We start from the raw sequence: 17254 nt of genomic DNA, 5'->3' as shown, positions 1-17254 counted from the left end.
TATAACGTTCTAGCTTGACGCTTTTTTATTGAGCAAATAAACGGCACACAAAGCACACGCACCGCCCACTGCAACGCCTACGCTGAGCCGTTCACCAAAGTACCAGGCAGACAGTCCCATTGCAGTGACGGGTACCACGAAGACGAAAGAGCTCGAACGGTTGGGACCAAGCTTTTGTGTTGCCAGAAAGAATACACTGGTGGCGATGCTTACTACGACAATCGATAAAAACAGCAAGTGATGCCAGTAATACGCCGGAAACTTTGCTGCACCGATGAAAGGGTCATGTTTATAAGCAAAGGTATAGCTTAATAACGAAGCCCAAAAATACATGAGCGTACTAAATGTAATGAAGTCAGCATATCGGGTTCCGCGTTGGCTGATCAGGGTCAAAAAGGCCCAGGTGAGTGATGCAAGGATAAAGTACAGATTACCTGCAGAAAGTATCTGATCAAGGTCGAAATGCCACACTTCAATCATCATTAGTCCACCGCCCAGGCCCAGAGCCAACCCAATTCCCTGGCGCCGATTGATGGCTTGCCCCAATAATATGGCACTCAAAATAAAGGTAAACACGGGATTGGAGGTGGTGACCAGCATGCCACCCTTACCTGGCAATCCATCGGCCAGGCCAAGAAAAAACAACTGATTGTAAAAAGCGAGAAAAAAGCCTGCTGGCAGTGACCAAGCCAAAGCATGTTTGTTAAATCTTAGGTTTAGTAGGTTGAATTTTTTCATAGCCCACATAATAGGCAACATACTGATGGCTGCCAGAAACAGTCGGTAAAACACGGTGACCTGAGCGGGGGCGATATCAGCAATAATCTTTCCTGAGATCCAACTCATCCCCCAAAATAACATGGCTGAAACCAGAGCAAATACAATCGCTGAATCGTTGGGTTGGTCGTTGCACGTTGTGGTCGACATGGCAGTCCTTTGTGGTTTTATCGTTTCGCGAAGGTGCTAGCGTAGCAAATCTTGACAAAAGTGGGGAGAGGATTAATCAATCTACCTATTTGAAATAAACAGTTTTAATTATTCAAACTGTTGGATCAGAAAACCTTAAGTTGTGTGGCTGAGCTAATTCTTTAACTTTGGTAGCACGGATGCCGTATCTGGCTACCGGTATGACAACAGTTTTGAGAAGGAGCCAATAATGGCGATATATATTCAACTTATTCTTGCTTGTTTTGTTTTGGTGTCGGGGTGCAGTAATGCAACAACAGACATTGAGAAGAAAGCGATAGAGACAGCTGCAAAGAGCTATTTGATTGCGCAGATTGAAGCGCGGCCTGAATTGATGGAAAAAGTGACAGATGATGAACTGATAAAGCGAACTTACTGGCAGGATCAGCAAGGTAAGGAGTTCGTCATGGCGATGGACAAGCAAGGTTTGATTAAGCTAGCTGCGGAATACAACCTCTCGGGTACTCGCTTTTCAGCGCAACCGAAAATTGAACTAAGGATCTTAGATGTCGATAAACGGGTAGCCACAGTGAAACTGATCACTGACGAGTGGATAGACTATATGCATTTATATAAAACTGCGTCTGGTGAATGGCGGATCCTAAATGTGTTGTGGCAGTTTCATCAGATACAAAAGCATAAGAGCGTGAGGTAATATGCAAGACGCAAGACTGTAATGGCCCGTAATTGCTTTTATCTGTCAGAAATCTATAGTTTGCACATAGATTATTCAGTCAGAGAATGCCACTGTGATTACAAATATTGCTGTTACATACGAGAACAAAACATCCAAGCCAATTTTTGCATTTCTATGTCAAAAAGGAGATATCAAAGCGCTTACCTTGACGCAGATTTTTCCAGGCTCTTGTTACAAGCTATCTGCCGAGTTCGAGGATTTACAAGATTTAGAAGTTGGCTTTGGTGATTCCTGGTCCAACCCTAAGTTAGTAATGCCTTTGAGTGCGTCTGCAGGACACAGTGAATTCCATGTTTGCCTTGACGACAACAATATGATGGAAGTTGAGCAGTCGGGTACTTCGGTAAAAAAGCACAAGCGATACTTTTATGACGCAGTTTGTATCTAAACAAATAGGTGTTCTTTAATATAGCAATTTGGCTCATTACCTATAGTGTCTATAGTTGGCGTTCTCTAGTTGACACAGGCTATTACTTCCAGGCTGAAATAAAATGAGCATAATAAAAAAGGTTTCCAAGTACAGCTGGAAACCTTTTTTATTTGGATGAAATTTAGCCTCAAACTAAAAGTATTTGGACTTTTTGTGTGTTATTTGTTCGAATGAGTCGGTTTGAGTATTTTTCTTTAAAAAAAGGGGTTGCGCTGAGTTTTGATTTCCCTATAATGCGCATCCACCGACACGGGGGCAACGCTGAAAAGCAACGAGCCAACGAGTTGGAAGTCAAATAAAACTTGATTCTGAAAATTTCAAAATTAAGTGTTGACATAAAGTGGGAAGTGATTAGAATTCACGACCCTCAGCGCTAACAGCGCGGCGACATTAAGTCGCACCGGGTAACCGGATTATGTTCTTTAAAAATATGAAGCAATCATCTGTGTGGGCACTCGTGCAGATTGAGTCCTAACAGCAGATTCTAGTTCGCTAGATGACGCAAACAAATTTAGAGTCTCAATTGAACTGAGTGACCAACGGAATAAACATAGTTTATTCAGCGCAGTCAATTCGATACCGACAGGTATCAAAATCAGAATTCAATGAGCACGAAACTTCGGTTTCAAAAAACTTTTAATTGAAGAGTTTGATCATGGCTCAGATTGAACGCTGGCGGCAGGCCTAACACATGCAAGTCGAGCGGTAACATTTCTAGCTTGCTAGAAGATGACGAGCGGCGGACGGGTGAGTAATGCTTGGGAACATGCCTTTAGGTGGGGGACAACCATTGGAAACGATGGCTAATACCGCATAATGTCTACGGACCAAAGGGGGCTTCGGCTCTCGCCTTTAGATTGGCCCAAGTGGGATTAGCTAGTTGGTGAGGTAACGGCTCACCAAGGCGACGATCCCTAGCTGGTTTGAGAGGATGATCAGCCACACTGGAACTGAGACACGGTCCAGACTCCTACGGGAGGCAGCAGTGGGGAATATTGCACAATGGGCGCAAGCCTGATGCAGCCATGCCGCGTGTGTGAAGAAGGCCTTCGGGTTGTAAAGCACTTTCAGTCAGGAGGAAAGGTTAGTAGTTAATACCTGCTAGCTGTGACGTTACTGACAGAAGAAGCACCGGCTAACTCCGTGCCAGCAGCCGCGGTAATACGGAGGGTGCGAGCGTTAATCGGAATTACTGGGCGTAAAGCGTACGCAGGCGGTTGATTAAGCGAGATGTGAAAGCCCCGGGCTTAACCTGGGAACTGCATTTCGAACTGGTCAACTAGAGTGTGATAGAGGGTGGTAGAATTTCAGGTGTAGCGGTGAAATGCGTAGAGATCTGAAGGAATACCTATGGCGAAGGCAGCCACCTGGGTCAACACTGACGCTCATGTACGAAAGCGTGGGGAGCAAACAGGATTAGATACCCTGGTAGTCCACGCCGTAAACGATGTCTACTAGGAGCTGGGGTCTTCGGACAACTTTTCCAAAGCTAACGCATTAAGTAGACCGCCTGGGGAGTACGGCCGCAAGGTTAAAACTCAAATGAATTGACGGGGGCCCGCACAAGCGGTGGAGCATGTGGTTTAATTCGATGCAACGCGAAGAACCTTACCTACACTTGACATACAGAGAACTTGCCAGAGATGGTTTGGTGCCTTCGGGAACTCTGATACAGGTGCTGCATGGCTGTCGTCAGCTCGTGTTGTGAGATGTTGGGTTAAGTCCCGCAACGAGCGCAACCCTTATCCTTAGTTGCCAGCGATTCGGTCGGGAACTCTAAGGAGACTGCCGGTGATAAACCGGAGGAAGGTGGGGACGACGTCAAGTCATCATGGCCCTTACGTGTAGGGCTACACACGTGCTACAATGGCATATACAGAGTGCTGCGAACTAGCGATAGTAAGCGAATCACTTAAAGTATGTCGTAGTCCGGATTGGAGTCTGCAACTCGACTCCATGAAGTCGGAATCGCTAGTAATCGCGGATCAGAATGCCGCGGTGAATACGTTCCCGGGCCTTGTACACACCGCCCGTCACACCATGGGAGTGGGTTGCTCCAGAAGTGGATAGCTTAACCTTCGGGAGGGCGTTCACCACGGAGTGATTCATGACTGGGGTGAAGTCGTAACAAGGTAGCCCTAGGGGAACCTGGGGCTGGATCACCTCCTTATCGACTTAGAACTGATTTGTTCGAAGTGTCCACACAGATGATTGTTGATTAGAATTAGAGAACAAAAACATTGTTTGGGTCTGTAGCTCAGCTGGTTAGAGCGCACGCCTGATAAGCGTGAGGTCGGTAGTTCAAGTCTACTCAGACCCACCACTTCTTCCCGATGCTGCGTTATTAAGCTCGTCGTTTAGAAAACACTAAACGTCCTCACTTAATGCCTGGCCTCGAAAAGAAGCTTGGTTCAGAACAATGTTATCCTAGTAATGTGGGGCTATAGCTCAGCTGGGAGAGCGCCTGCCTTGCACGCAGGAGGTCAGCAGTTCGATCCTGCTTAGCTCCACCACTTTACTACCTACTCCTCATAGATAAACACTCTTAAGACAGTGACTTTAGATAAGAAACTGAGAGTTTTTAACTCTGAGAAGTAATTCTCTTGCTCTTTAAAAATTTGGAAAGCTGATATTAAATTCTCGGAATGACAATGAAAATTGTTGTTCTATAGAGTTTTCGAAAGAAAAATGCCGATTAATCATTCTTTGATTAATTAGCGTCTACTTTAGTATTACTTAACTTCTGGCGAAGTTAAAACTGTCTTTGACACATACACCTCAAAGTAATAAACCACTTCGGGTTGTATGGTTAAGTGACTAAGCGTACACGGTGGATGCCTTGGCAGTTGGAGGCGATGAAGGACGTACTAACTTGCGATAAGCCTAGTCAAGCCAGTAAGAGGCGCTTGAGACTAGGATTTCCGAATGGGGAAACCCGGCCCTTTGGGTCATCGTTAACTGAATACATAGGTTAACGAAGCGAACGCGGAGAACTGAAACATCTAAGTACCCGTAGGAAAAGAAATCAACCGAGATTCCGAAAGTAGCGGCGAGCGAAATCGGATTAGCCCTTAAGCTTTAATGTAGTTAGTGGAACATTCTGGAAAGTATGACGATACAGGGTGACAGTCCCGTACACGACAACTTATTTAAAGTGAAATCGAGTAGGTCGGAGCACGTGAAACTTTGACTGAATATGGGGGGACCATCCTCCAAGGCTAAATACTCCCAACTGACCGATAGTGAACCAGTACCGTGAGGGAAAGGCGAAAAGAACCCCTGTGAGGGGAGTGAAATAGAACCTGAAACCGTGTACGTACAAGCAGTAGGAGCATACTTGTTATGTGACTGCGTACCTTTTGTATAATGGGTCAGCGACTTATATTCTGTAGCGAGGTTAACCATTTAGGGGAGCCGTAGCGAAAGCGAGTCTTAACTGGGCGCTTAAGTTGCAGGGTATAGACCCGAAACCCGGTGATCTAGCCATGGGCAGGTTGAAGGTCAGGTAACACTGACTGGAGGACCGAACCCACTAACGTTGAAAAGTTAGGGGATGACCTGTGGCTAGGAGTGAAAGGCTAATCAAACCGGGAGATAGCTGGTTCTCCCCGAAATCTATTTAGGTAGAGCCTCGGACGAATACTTACGGGGGTAGAGCACTGTTAAGGCTAGGGGGTCATCCCGACTTACCAACCCTTTGCAAACTCCGAATACCGTAAAGTACTATCCGGGAGACACACGGTGGGTGCTAACGTCCATCGTGGAGAGGGAAACAACCCAGACCGTCAGCTAAGGTCCCAAAGTGTATGTTAAGTGGGAAACGATGTGGGAAGGCTAAAACAGCTAGGAGGTTGGCTTAGAAGCAGCCATCCTTTAAAGAAAGCGTAATAGCTCACTAGTCGAGTCGGCCTGCGCGGAAGATGTAACGGGGCTAAACATACCACCGAAGCTACGGCTGCGAACTTATGTTCGCGGGGTAGGGGAGCGTTCTGTAAGCGGCTGAAGGTGAACTGTAAGGTTTGCTGGACGTATCAGAAGTGCGAATGCTGACATGAGTAACGATAATGCGGGTGAAAAACCCGCACGCCGGAAGACCAAGGGTTCCTATCCCATGTTAATCAGGGTAGGGTGAGTCGACCCCTAAGGCGAGGCTGAAGAGCGTAGTCGATGGGAAACGGGTTAATATTCCCGTACTTGGTATAAATGCGATGGGGGGACGGAGCAGGCTAGGCAAGCATGGCGTTGGTTGTCCATGTGAAAGGCTGTAGGCTGGTGACTTAGGAAAATCCGGGTCGCTAAGGCTGAGAGTCGAGACGAGCCACTACGGTGGTGAAGTTGTTGATGCCCTACTTCCAGGAAAAGCCTCTAAGCTTCAGTTTATATCGAATCGTACCCTAAACCGACACAGGTGGTCAGGTAGAGAATACTAAGGCGCTTGAGAGAACTCGGGTGAAGGAACTAGGCAAAATTGTACCGTAACTTCGGGAGAAGGTACGCTCTTGTTTGTGAAGGACTTGCTCCGTAAGCAGACGAGAGCCGCAGTGACCAGGTGGCTGGGACTGTTTATTAAAAACACAGCACTGTGCAAAATCGTAAGATGACGTATACGGTGTGACACCTGCCCGGTGCCGGAAGGTTAATTGATGGGGTTAGCTTAGGCGAAGCTCTTGATCGAAGCCCCGGTAAACGGCGGCCGTAACTATAACGGTCCTAAGGTAGCGAAATTCCTTGTCGGGTAAGTTCCGACCTGCACGAATGGTGTAACCATGGCCACGCTGTCTCCACCCGAGACTCAGTGAAATTGAAATCGCAGTGAAGATGCTGTGTACCCGCGGCTAGACGGAAAGACCCCGTGAACCTTTACTACAGCTTGGCACTGAACATTGACCCTACATGTGTAGGATAGGTGGGAGGCTTTGAAGCAGGAACGCTAGTTTCTGTGGAGCCGACCTTGAAATACCACCCTTGTAGTGTTGATGTTCTAACTTAGGCCCCTAATCGGGGTTGAGGACAGTGCCTGGTGGGTAGTTTGACTGGGGCGGTCTCCTCCCAAAGAGTAACGGAGGAGCACGAAGGTTGGCTAAGTACGGTCGGACATCGTACGGTTAGTGTAATGGTAGAAGCCAGCTTAACTGCGAGACAGACACGTCGAGCAGGTACGAAAGTAGGTCATAGTGATCCGGTGGTTCTGAATGGAAGGGCCATCGCTCAACGGATAAAAGGTACTCCGGGGATAACAGGCTGATACCGCCCAAGAGTTCATATCGACGGCGGTGTTTGGCACCTCGATGTCGGCTCATCACATCCTGGGGCTGAAGTCGGTCCCAAGGGTATGGCTGTTCGCCATTTAAAGTGGTACGCGAGCTGGGTTTAGAACGTCGTGAGACAGTTCGGTCCCTATCTGCCGTGGGCGTTTGAGAATTGAGAGGGGCTGCTCCTAGTACGAGAGGACCGGAGTGGACGAACCGCTGGTGTTCGGGTTGTCATGCCAATGGCATTGCCCGGTAGCTACGTTCGGAATCGATAACCGCTGAAAGCATCTAAGCGGGAAGCGAGCCTCGAGATGAGTTCTCACTTTAACTTAGAGTTAACTAAAGGGCCGTTGAAGACTACAACGTTGATAGGCGAGATGTGGAAGTGGTGTGAGCCATTGAGCTAACTCGTACTAATTACCCGTGAGGCTTAACCATACAACGCCAAAGTGGTTTTGTTTGTTAGAAGTTAAGAAATAAAGTAGACGAAGAATTTAATACGCTTTTCCAGATTTTAGTGAGATGTTGAGAGACGTCTTGCGCAACAGTTTATGCTTGGTAACCATAGCGTTTTGGAACCACCTGACTCCATGCCGAACTCAGTAGTGAAACGAAATAGCGCCGATGATAGTGTGGGGTTTCCCATGTGAAAGTAGGACATTGCCAAGCTCCTAATTAGAGGTCGACGAAAGACATTCATCCATGAATATCATCGACATTCGTACCTCCTTGTACATCAAAGCCCGATTCGAAAGAGTCGGGCGTTTTTGCGTTTGGACTTAAAAATATTTAAGTTGAGAACGCTGGCATTTCTCTATTCAAGCAGGTCTACACTACCGCCATCCCGCACTTGATGCGGGCTCTATCAACAGACCACGCCGTACGTATGACAAATGCGTCGGAACAAACGTACTCAGCACCGAGAGAAAGGTTTGAACAGATCCCGCATCGAGTGCGGGATGACAACGGAGTTGTTGAGGGCGGAGCAGAACTGGACCAATATTGAGTCGCTGCTGGAATGGGTTAAAAGTACTGTTTGTTCAGATTCTTTATAGACCGAGTGCTTTTTGAAGAAGTCGCTTATATTGCGATTCTTACAGCCCACACTACCGTCATCCCGCACTTGATGCGGGATCTTCTAACAGGCCACACCGTGAGCATGAGCTGCACTGAGATCCGACAATCATTACTAGGCTCCAAACAATAAAAGCTCGAATCGAACGAGTTAGGCTTTTTTGCGTTTTGAGTAAAGTACTTCCATGTAGTATCTCCCCTTTGCGCATCTCGATAATTGCTCCTGCATTATTCTACTTCCTATCATCCATGTGGGTCCTTGCGCTCATTTCCTCGAACTGCGAAGCGTTGCTTCGGTTCCTCGTCACCCTCGCGTTCATTGCGCAAAGTAAATGTACTCGCGTTGCCCGCTGTCATTGTACTTTACACTTAATACAATTTTGCTTAATTAAGTGTTCTATTTTGAGGCGAAAATATCGTCGATAACACCGCTCACGCGTCCAGCTATCGCTGGGGACCTATGTCCATATAGGCGAGGCAAAAACTTGCGAACTTTTACCTTAGGTAAAGTGAAATTGGTATAAACGACTGTGCCGATATAGCGTCCACCTTCTTTGACTATTTAGTGGTTCGCGTCAAACCACACAAAAGAATAAATGGCTTCAAGTGAGCGTTGTAGCCACTATCGCACTGATGGTCTCTACGTTTCCAATATACTGACGACACTCCAAGATGTGTCTTACAACTGGTTTTTGACGCCGGACAAATACTCCAGGGCCGCTGAAAGAGCTGGATCTTGGCCCTGCCTAATGTCTTCCCAAATTAGATATCTAAATTCCTTATCTGCAGGAATCCCGCGGCTTTCATAATGAACACCACTCGAGTCTAGGTATTGTTCATTTGAGAGCGCGAAAATCCAGCCATTTGGGAGTTGTTTAACAAGTGTATCGCTAAATGAACCATTTGTAGACTCACCGAATAACTTTACATGGTCACGTGCTTTTAGTCCGAGAACAAATACTTCTGCCGCACTGATGGTCAGCGGACTGGTTAATACGACAATAGGTCCTAAGTACGGCTGTTCGTGACTTGGTTTTACTGTAATTGTGTTCTCAGGCAAAAAGCCAGAATAGGTCTTTGTTCGTTTGGAGCCTATCGATAAAGGCTGATTAATTAAGTGGGAGAGCAAGTGTAAGCCTAGCTGGTCTTTGCCTCCTGCATTCCATCGAAGGTCTATTATGAGCCCATCAGCTTGCCTTAGCCGTGGTAGAAAAGCCGCCATTACTTCATCGACTACACCTAAGTCATCTTCTAACGTGTTCCCATCTGAAAATTCACTGAGATGATCTATGCTGAGATATTGGATGTTGTTAGATAGTGGGGCGCTTAAAAAAGCGTCATGCATTTGTTTTGAAGCATCGAGAAACTGTTGCTCGATGACCCTTCGGTGTAAATGGGTTAGATATTGGTGAAAGGACTTAGGGCTTTCAATCTTTGGAAGTGCGGTAGATGCTAAGTATGTTTTGTATGGTATTTCTATGCGTTCGGTTCTGAATGTATTCCATTTATGTCCGTACGCGGCCAGAATCTCACCGTCATCATTTGCGATATAGGCATGCCCATCTTGTAGTGTGGCGATTAAATCGGTTAGTACAGGCAATAGGTCTTCACTACTACTGTTCTTTTCAAGCTTATTACGCCATTCAGAGTATTGTGTTTTTCAATCCCACTGTGTTTCCTGGCTAAACGCAAAGTGTTCGGCAAATGTATGCCAAAACACATCGAAATTATCGAGTACATTTGTTGTCATGCCATTGCTAAGGCAAATATTTGGTAAGTTGTCTAAAGGTCTAAGGTTGACTGGATGCAACGTTTCCCAGTGAAGTTCAGCCCCCTGTGCTACTTGGATTAAATTGGCAGGCTCATAGTCCCCAGACTCTTCTTGGTTATAAAGGCAGTGAGATCTTGTAACGTCCTAGAATGTCAACTCTGTAAGAGACTTTTTAATGACGTAACCGTACCCCTCTGACTCCCAATACGTTATGTCAGTAGCAGGGGAGGCGCTCTTTGCGTAAACAAATAGGCAAAATAAATAAGCAATAACAGCTTGATAAGGTTTGTTCATTTAAATCCTTTAATTAAAAGTGTCAAGACGAATAAAGTTCAAAGTACGGGAGTTTTAAAATAAGGCTGATTTCGGTGTGTGACTATGTACTCAAAACCAGCTCTGCTGAAGTCGCATAAGCTATAACTCTATAACATCGTACCTCATTTGGATATTACGGATAAGTCATTTCTGAAGGGGCGTTTCGCAAGTGATATGGTTAACCGAGTTGTTACTTATGCGTTTGAGTAAATTGAAAATTACGCTATGAGCGCATCACAAACTCCTTATGATAAAAAATGACAGATCGAGAAAATAGAAATTTGTCCAAAGGTGTAATGTTCAATTGAGAGCTGGTAATCGGGAGTGGATGATCAATTCTCATTTAGCATAAAATAAAAACTTTGAGATGAAATTTCTTTCATTCTATCAAGGCTATTAGACTTGGATTTCGCTTAATATATAATAATCAAAGCCTTACGATGAAGGGGTGAAATTGAAAAAAATACATGTAAAATAAAGCTTACAAAAAATGTAAAGATAGTTAAATAAATGTTCCATTTTGTTGTTTATTTTCTCTGCAATTGAGCTACATTTTGATTGGAAATTAACCAAACAACAAAAAAGGAACAAGTATGCGTAAACTAAACACACTCGCTTTTGCCATTCTGGCGGGCATTTCTGGACAGTCGATGGCTCAGGCTGAGTTACTGACTGCAGACCAGAGTAAGGCCATTCCAGGCAAATATATCGTCGTGTTTAAAACGCCAACTGTACTTAATACACAAAGTGCAATGGCTATCTCAGACTATGCTACAACGCAGGCACAGGCATTAAGCAATGCTTATAATGTAAACGTTGCTAAAAGCTTCAATGGTGTGCTTAACGGTGTTGTGGTAAACGCGTCTGAAGGTGATGTAAAAGCAATGCTGAAAGACCCTAACATTGCTTATATTGAGCAAGATCAAATAGTCACAGTGACACCCCAAGCGTCAGGCGATCAGAGCAACGCGATTTGGGGCCTTGACCGTGTGGATCAGCGCGCATTGCCTCTGAATTCAAACTATCACTATGACTTTGATGGTTCAGGCGTAACGGCTTATGTTATTGATACTGGTGTTCGTATTTCGCATAGTGAATTCGGTAACCGCGCAAGCCACGGTTATGACTTTGTAGATAATGATGCAGACTCTTCTGACTGTAACGGTCATGGTACACACGTTGCTGGTACCATCGGCGGTTCACAGTATGGCGTTGCGAAAAATGTCAATGTCGTCGGTGTTCGTGTATTAGGCTGTAATGGCTCTGGTTCATATTCTGGTGTGATTTCAGGTATTGATTGGGTTAAAAACAACGCTTCAGGTCCATCTGTTGCGAACATGAGCTTAGGTGGTGGTGTATCTCAGGCAGTTGATGATGCCGTTAATGCGGCCGTTGCTTCTGGTGTTACCTTCGTTGTAGCTGCAGGTAATGATAATAGCGATGCTTGTAACTACTCTCCAGCTCGAGCTGCCGACGCGATAACTGTTGGCTCGACAACTAGCAGCGATGGCCGTTCAAGCTTCTCAAACTATGGGTCTTGTCTTGATATCTATGCGCCAGGCTCTAGCATCAAGTCTGCATGGTATAATTCCGACAGTGCAACCAACACAATCAGTGGTACCTCGATGGCTGCACCTCATGTTGCTGGTGCAGTAGCATTGTATCTAGACCAGGACCCAACGCTTACTCCAGCGCAGATAGATTCATTGCTCAGTAGTAGAAGTACTAAAGGTGCGGTATCCGATGCCAAAGCAAGTTCACCGAATGAACTGCTTTATACTCTTGAAGGTGATGCGCCGCCTCCACCACCACCCCCAGGCCCAACTGAGCTAGTTTCTGGTGTCGGTGTTGATGCATCTGGTGCAGCAGGCTCTGAGACTTACTATAAGCTGTCTGTTCCTGCTGGAGCTGCGTCAGTTTCATTCACGCTTGCTGGCGGTTCAGGCGATGCTGACCTTTATGTTCAGCAAGGCTCTCAGCCTACGCAGAGCAGCTATGCATGTCGCCCGTATAAAAATGGCAACAACGAATCTTGTGAATTCTCGAACCCAGCTGCAGGTGACTGGTATGTCATGCTACATGGTTATAGCCAATATGCCGGTGCGACGTTGACTGGTACATTTGGAGATTCGTCAGGTTGTGGCGCTAACTGCCTAGAAAATGGCGTGCCAGTAACAGGGTTGTCTGGCGGGACAAATACAGACACACGTTACACAATCGAAGTGCCAGCAAATGTTACGTTGAATGTGAGCATCTCTGGTGGCTCAGGTGATGCTGACCTGTATGTACGTAAAGGGACTCAGCCCACGACAAACAACTATGATTGTCGTCCATACCGTTCTGGCAACAATGAAACTTGTACTCTGAGTTCAGGTACGGATGGTGGTACATACCACATCATGGTTCGAGGCTACAGCAGCTATTCAGGCCTTACGCTGCAAGGCAGTTTCTAACTTAATACTTAGAAATATGAGAAAGGCCGGTCTAAACCGGCCTTTCTACTTCATTGAGCTCGATTAATACACTTTACAGATCAGGCCTTTCAGGTAAAACCCCTCAGGGTAACAGCCTGCAATAGGGTGATCTGCTGCCTGATTAAGGCGCTCCATAATTAACAAGTCTTTACCTGCGTCCAAAGCTGCATCTGCCACTACTTTTTGGAACAAGTTCTGTTCCATCAGACCCGAACAAGAGAAGGTTAGCAAAGTACCACCTGGCTTAAGTAATTGCATAGCCAGCATATTAATGTCTTTATAGCCACGGCAGGCACCATTAAGCTGTGCTTTACTCTCGGCAAATTTAGGCGGATCCATGACAATGGTGTCAAACTGACGGCCTTCCTCGCGGTACTGCCTTAGCAACTTGAACACATCCTGCTTTACAAACTGAGCCCGCGACAAATCTAGTTCATTGTGTTCTACATTACGCTTAGCTGTATCCAGCGCGGGCTGAGAGACGTCGACATTGATTACTTCTTCACACTCACCACGGAGCGCATACAGACCGAACGTGCCTGTATAGCAAAAGCAGTTAAGCACTGACTTACCTTTTGAGAAACGCTCGAGTGCCGCACGGCTGTCTCTTTGGTCCAGGTAGAAGCCGGTTTTGTGACCAGATTTAATATCGACTTCAATTTTCAAGCCGTTTTCCATGATCACAACTGGCGCTTCAGGTTCGTCTCCCCACAGTACACCGGTGGTTTTCTCAAGTCCTTCCTTTTTTCGTACATCTACATCGGATCGCTCATAGATATGACATTCGGGAAAAAGAGTTCTGAGTGCTTGCACGATTTCGCCTTTGTGGCGCTCTGCACCGGCACTTAACAGCTGACAAACCAAATAGTTGTCAAACTTATCAATCGTTATGCCGGGCAAACCATCTGACTCGGCAGCACATAGCCTGAAGCCGGTTAACTGTCCTTCTTCAATGACCTGTTCACGTGCTGCGAGTGCTCGCGCTAGTCGTCGTTCAAAAAATGACTGATCGATTTGTTCAGACTGATCAAAGCTCCAGATCCGCGCTCGGATCTGAGAGTCTGGACTATATGCGGCTGTGGCCAGGTATTGACCGTCGTGACTATAAATAATCACTGTATCGCCAAGTGCAGGCTTACCTTTGACTTTTTTAATCGCCTTAGAAAAGATCCAAGGGTGCTTTCTTTTTAAAGATTTTTCACGGCCAGGTTGTAAATACAGCGCGCAAGACATATAAATTCCTTACAGTAGATTATGGTGACATTTTAGTGAAGCCAATAACAACATACAATCAGAACCACGAGGTTAAGGGATAAATGACATTAAATACGATGGAATTTGAGGCAGCATGTAGAGATTTTATGCTAACAACTGAGTTTGCCGATACTGCTCACGATTTATCGCACATATTGCGGGTAGTCAAAACCGCTAAGCAACTGTGTGAGGTAGAAGGTGCTGACCTCGAAGTCGTCTTGCCAGCAGCCTGGCTGCACGACTGTGTGGCAGTGGCTAAAAACCATCCGGATAGGCCAATTGCTTCAAAACTGGCTGCTGACAGGGCTGTTGCCTTTTTATCAACGCTAGACTATCCAAATGACAAGTTACCCTTAGTACACCATGCAATTGTTGCACACAGCTTTAGTGCCAATGTGACCCCAGATACTTTGGAAGCTAAGGTTGTTCAGGATGCTGATCGTATGGACGCGTTAGGGGCAATAGGGGTTAGTCGCTGTATGAAGGTTGGCGGAGCGATAGCAAGGCATATGTATCATATCGGTGACCCTTTCTGTCAGGAGCGCGATCCGGATGATAAGAAATATACTTTAGATCATTTTTACATTAAGTTGCTAAATATTGCAGAGCAAATGCATACCCAGTCAGCAAAACAAGAAGCGCAGAGACGCACAGAATTTATGCGCGGATTTTTGCAAGAGTTGGGGAGAGAGATTGGTACCTCTGATTAGCGGGTCATGCGCTTTACAAATACGACAACGAACAAGGCCAGCGAAAAGCTGCCGGTAAATGCCTCAACTGTTGCGATTAATCGTGTGATGCCGGTAGGCGTTATGTCGCCATATCCTAGTGTTGTAAAGGTGACCACACTAAAATAAATACAATTAAGCAATGTGCTAAGGTTTTCCGACCAGGTGGCTTGGCTGGAAAATTGAATAAGCCCATCATTGTAATTGATACCGAACAAGAAATAACAGATTGCGCAGGCGATGATCATACCCAAACTGAAACGGATGACATTTTCGGGTTTTTCGCCATAGCCACACAACATATCAACAAAAGAGGATACCAAACGGCGTTTGGAAAACTTGGGATACTGAGCGTGGCGCATGCGCAGCTCGTTGTAGGTATATTTCCCGGCCATCTCAAACAGACCTTGCTGCTCAGCGCCTTTTCTCAGTAATCGGTAGATTTCTTCGGACTGCAAAAACAAGTCATTTGCTTCATCCAAATCTTGCTGCCTAAGAGCTTCATTGGCTTGCTTTTCCTGCAAAAGCTTGTCGCCGAGATAGAGGTTATCGATGCGTGTCTTATCGAGTTTCATGCCTAACAGGTTTGTATCTTCAAGCTTGCAACAGTGCAGATTGGCGTCTCGCAAGTCTGCTTTCATCAAAGAAGCATTTTTGATTGTACTATTGAATAAATGAGCACCTTGTAAGTTTGCACGATAAAAGTTGCTGTATGACAAGTCATAGCCTTCGTGGTTATCAAACTTGACCAGGTTGAGGCCTTCGAGATTTGCTCGCTTTAACTCTAACCCCTGAAGGAGTCCACCTCGTTTAGCATATCGTTCCAGCTTTTGTGTTAACTCCAGACCGCTCTTGTCAAATTTGCTATCATGCCAAAAGCAATAGCCTGAACCCATATCTATTTCTTGGCATTTTTGGCCATCGGGTGACTCATATTGGCAAAGAGGTTTGTTGTTCATAGTGTGCCAGATCAATCCTTCTTATAAGTAATGGTAGCAGTATTTTTTCAGGGTTAATAAAAAATTGTATCTATGTCATTTGATTATCAGTTAAGCATCAGTAAGCGCAGACAGAGTGTTGCGATTAAAGTTACAGCCGAGGGGGTGAAAGTATTTGCGCCTTACGGCATCGATCAACACTGGCTCGATACCTGGTTAAAAAGCAAGTCACACTGGGTTGAAAATAAAAAGTTGGCGATGTCCGTCCAACAACAGCGGATCCAGACGCCTTTTATTAGTAAGAAAATTCAGATATTTGGCGAGCAGTATAAGTTTGAGTTATCACCAAGCAGCTCTTACATTGATCACGATGCGAAATGCATTGGTCTTCAAACTCGTGCTAAACCCGGCTCTGAAGGGGCGCGAAAAGCGCTGTTTGGATATTTAAACCAGGTGTTACTTAGTTATGTGATGCCGGTACTGGCAGAATATTCAAGCCTTATGGGAAGCCAGTATGATGAACTTAAGATCAGGGAATACAAACGTCGTTGGGCAGTTTGTCATCAAGCGGTACACTAGCACTCAATAGTCTATTGATTGGCGCTCCTAAGTGGGTCATTGATTATGTTATTGTGCATGAATTGGCACATTTCCATGTGATGGCACACAATCAAGCTTTTTGGAAAATAGTGGCGCATCATTATCCTGAATACAAAAATGCAAAAGCTTATTTGAGCCAAAACGCAGTGGCGTTACAGATAGAAAAGTAATAGTGCGAAGACTTTATCGAAGTGAATGATCGAGATAGGCCGTTGCCAGTAATATTCAGACACGCAAACTGCGCTTCTAAAGTAAGAGGTGAGTTTTCGTTCGATACCAGATGTTTTGGCCTGAATGTTTTATTTTGACAGTAGTAAAATCTATGAAGTAATTTTCAAAAAATACTTAGTAGAAAAGTGGTGGAGGGGGCTGGATTCGAACCAGCGAAGGCAGTGCCGTCAGATTTACAGTCTGATCCCTTTGGCCGCTCGGGAACCCCTCCTGAGAGAAAAACAAATTGTAAGATGGTGGAGGGGGCTGGATTCGAACCAGCGAAGGCAGTGCCGTCAGATTTACAGTCTGATCCCTTTGGCCGCTCGGGAACCCCTCCTAAGAGAATACAAGTTGTTATGTGGTGGAGGGGGCTGGATTCGAACCAGCGAAGGCAGTGCCGTCAGATTTACAGTCTGATCCCTTTGGCCGCTCGGGAACCCCTCCTCAACATGGGCGCTGATAATATCAAAGTTTTTAGTGAAGTAAAGAAATGTTCTAAAGAAAATTGAAAAAATGCCGATAAATTTTCATATTCACTAAAT

At 45.6% G+C, this 17254-nt stretch carries 9 protein-coding genes, 5 tRNA genes and 3 rRNA genes; 10 read left to right on the top strand and 7 right to left on the bottom strand.

What is annotated here, in order from left to right; all coding sequences use genetic code 11:
* Positions 1-9: 9 nt before the first annotated feature.
* Positions 10-927, bottom strand: a complete 918-nt coding sequence (locus ELR70_RS17035) for a DMT family transporter (protein WP_054017029.1) — start codon at positions 925-927, stop codon at positions 10-12.
* A 229-nt stretch (positions 928-1156) separates the two neighbouring features.
* On the opposite strand from ELR70_RS17035, the gene ELR70_RS17030 reads away from it, so the two are divergent.
* From ELR70_RS17030 to rrf, 7 genes are all read left to right on the top strand, one after another.
* Complete coding sequence (locus ELR70_RS17030) at positions 1157-1621, top strand: nuclear transport factor 2 family protein (RefSeq protein WP_054017028.1); 465 nt, start codon at positions 1157-1159, stop codon at positions 1619-1621.
* 187 nt (positions 1622-1808) lie between these two features.
* A complete protein-coding gene (locus ELR70_RS17025; RefSeq protein WP_128064646.1) occupies positions 1809-2051 on the top strand; it encodes a hypothetical protein in 243 nt (80 codons plus the stop codon).
* Between the two features lie 679 nt (positions 2052-2730).
* Positions 2731-4263, top strand: a 16S ribosomal RNA gene (locus ELR70_RS17020).
* 76 nt (positions 4264-4339) lie between these two features.
* Positions 4340-4416, top strand: a tRNA-Ile gene (locus ELR70_RS17015).
* A 114-nt stretch (positions 4417-4530) separates the two neighbouring features.
* Positions 4531-4606: transfer RNA gene (locus ELR70_RS17010), tRNA-Ala, on the top strand.
* Positions 4607-4900: 294 nt separating this feature from the next.
* A 23S ribosomal RNA gene (locus ELR70_RS17005) occupies positions 4901-7783 on the top strand.
* 116 nt (positions 7784-7899) lie between these two features.
* A 5S ribosomal RNA gene (rrf, locus tag ELR70_RS17000) occupies positions 7900-8014 on the top strand.
* The 16S, 23S and 5S rRNA genes sit together here with 2 tRNA genes alongside, the layout of an rRNA operon.
* Positions 8015-9098: 1084 nt before the next feature.
* On the opposite strand, the gene ELR70_RS16995 is transcribed toward rrf, so the two are convergent.
* On the bottom strand, positions 9099-10019 hold the full coding sequence (locus ELR70_RS16995; RefSeq protein WP_054016748.1) for a S41 family peptidase: 921 nt from the start codon (positions 10017-10019) through the stop codon (positions 9099-9101).
* Positions 10020-11098: 1079 nt separating this feature from the next.
* Here ELR70_RS16995 and ELR70_RS16990 point away from each other — a divergent pair.
* Positions 11099-12958, top strand: coding sequence for a S8 family peptidase (locus ELR70_RS16990; RefSeq protein ID WP_054016749.1), 1860 nt, complete (start codon positions 11099-11101; stop codon positions 12956-12958).
* Between the two features lie 63 nt (positions 12959-13021).
* Here the strand turns inward: ELR70_RS16990 and ELR70_RS16985 are convergent, their stop codons facing one another.
* Positions 13022-14212, bottom strand: a complete 1191-nt coding sequence (locus ELR70_RS16985) for a class I SAM-dependent methyltransferase (RefSeq protein WP_054016750.1) — start codon at positions 14210-14212, stop codon at positions 13022-13024.
* Between the two features lie 83 nt (positions 14213-14295).
* Between ELR70_RS16985 and ELR70_RS16980 the strand changes: the two genes are divergently transcribed.
* Positions 14296-14943 (top strand): HD domain-containing protein, encoded by a 648-nt coding sequence (locus ELR70_RS16980; protein WP_054016751.1) that lies wholly within the window; start codon positions 14296-14298, stop codon positions 14941-14943.
* On the opposite strand, the gene ELR70_RS16975 is transcribed toward ELR70_RS16980, so the two are convergent.
* Positions 14940-15920, bottom strand: coding sequence for an ion channel (locus ELR70_RS16975; protein WP_054016752.1), 981 nt, complete (start codon positions 15918-15920; stop codon positions 14940-14942). The genes ELR70_RS16980 and ELR70_RS16975 overlap by 4 nt on opposite strands.
* Positions 15921-15992: 72 nt before the next feature.
* On the opposite strand from ELR70_RS16975, the gene ELR70_RS16970 reads away from it, so the two are divergent.
* The gene (locus tag ELR70_RS16970; RefSeq protein ID WP_128064645.1) at positions 15993-16478 is read left to right on the top strand and encodes a YgjP-like metallopeptidase domain-containing protein; all 486 of its coding nucleotides are present in this window, start codon (positions 15993-15995) and stop codon (positions 16476-16478) included.
* Positions 16479-16856: 378 nt separating this feature from the next.
* On the opposite strand, the gene ELR70_RS16960 is transcribed toward ELR70_RS16970, so the two are convergent.
* The 3 genes from ELR70_RS16960 to ELR70_RS16950 all read right to left on the bottom strand — a co-directional run bounded on the left by ELR70_RS16960 (position 16857) and on the right by ELR70_RS16950 (position 17156).
* A tRNA-Tyr gene (locus tag ELR70_RS16960) sits at positions 16857-16941 on the bottom strand.
* Between the two features lie 23 nt (positions 16942-16964).
* A tRNA-Tyr gene (locus ELR70_RS16955) sits at positions 16965-17049 on the bottom strand.
* A 22-nt stretch (positions 17050-17071) separates the two neighbouring features.
* Positions 17072-17156 (bottom strand) — tRNA-Tyr (locus ELR70_RS16950).
* Positions 17157-17254 lie beyond the last annotated feature (98 nt).

Origin of the sequence: Pseudoalteromonas sp. R3, assembly GCF_004014715.1 — a bacterium.
In the GTDB taxonomy this organism is placed as follows: domain Bacteria; phylum Pseudomonadota; class Gammaproteobacteria; order Enterobacterales; family Alteromonadaceae; genus Pseudoalteromonas.
The sequence above is the reverse complement of the archived record's forward strand: the minus strand, read 5'-3'. Positions and strand labels throughout refer to the sequence as shown.

Excerpts from the sequence above, each read along its gene's own strand:
- ELR70_RS17035 (WP_054017029.1), bottom strand. The coding sequence starts at position 927 with ATGTCGACCACAACGTGCAACGACCAACCCAACGATTCAGCGATTGTA.
- ELR70_RS17030 (WP_054017028.1), top strand. The coding sequence starts at position 1,157 with ATGGCGATATATATTCAACTTATTCTTGCTTGTTTTGTTTTGGTGTCG.
- ELR70_RS16990 (WP_054016749.1), top strand. The coding sequence starts at position 11,099 with ATGCGTAAACTAAACACACTCGCTTTTGCCATTCTGGCGGGCATTTCT.
- ELR70_RS16985 (WP_054016750.1), bottom strand. The coding sequence starts at position 14,212 with ATGTCTTGCGCGCTGTATTTACAACCTGGCCGTGAAAAATCTTTAAAA.
- ELR70_RS16980 (WP_054016751.1), top strand. The coding sequence starts at position 14,296 with ATGACATTAAATACGATGGAATTTGAGGCAGCATGTAGAGATTTTATG.
- ELR70_RS16975 (WP_054016752.1), bottom strand. The coding sequence starts at position 15,920 with ATGAACAACAAACCTCTTTGCCAATATGAGTCACCCGATGGCCAAAAA.
- ELR70_RS16970 (WP_128064645.1), top strand. The coding sequence starts at position 15,993 with ATGTCATTTGATTATCAGTTAAGCATCAGTAAGCGCAGACAGAGTGTT.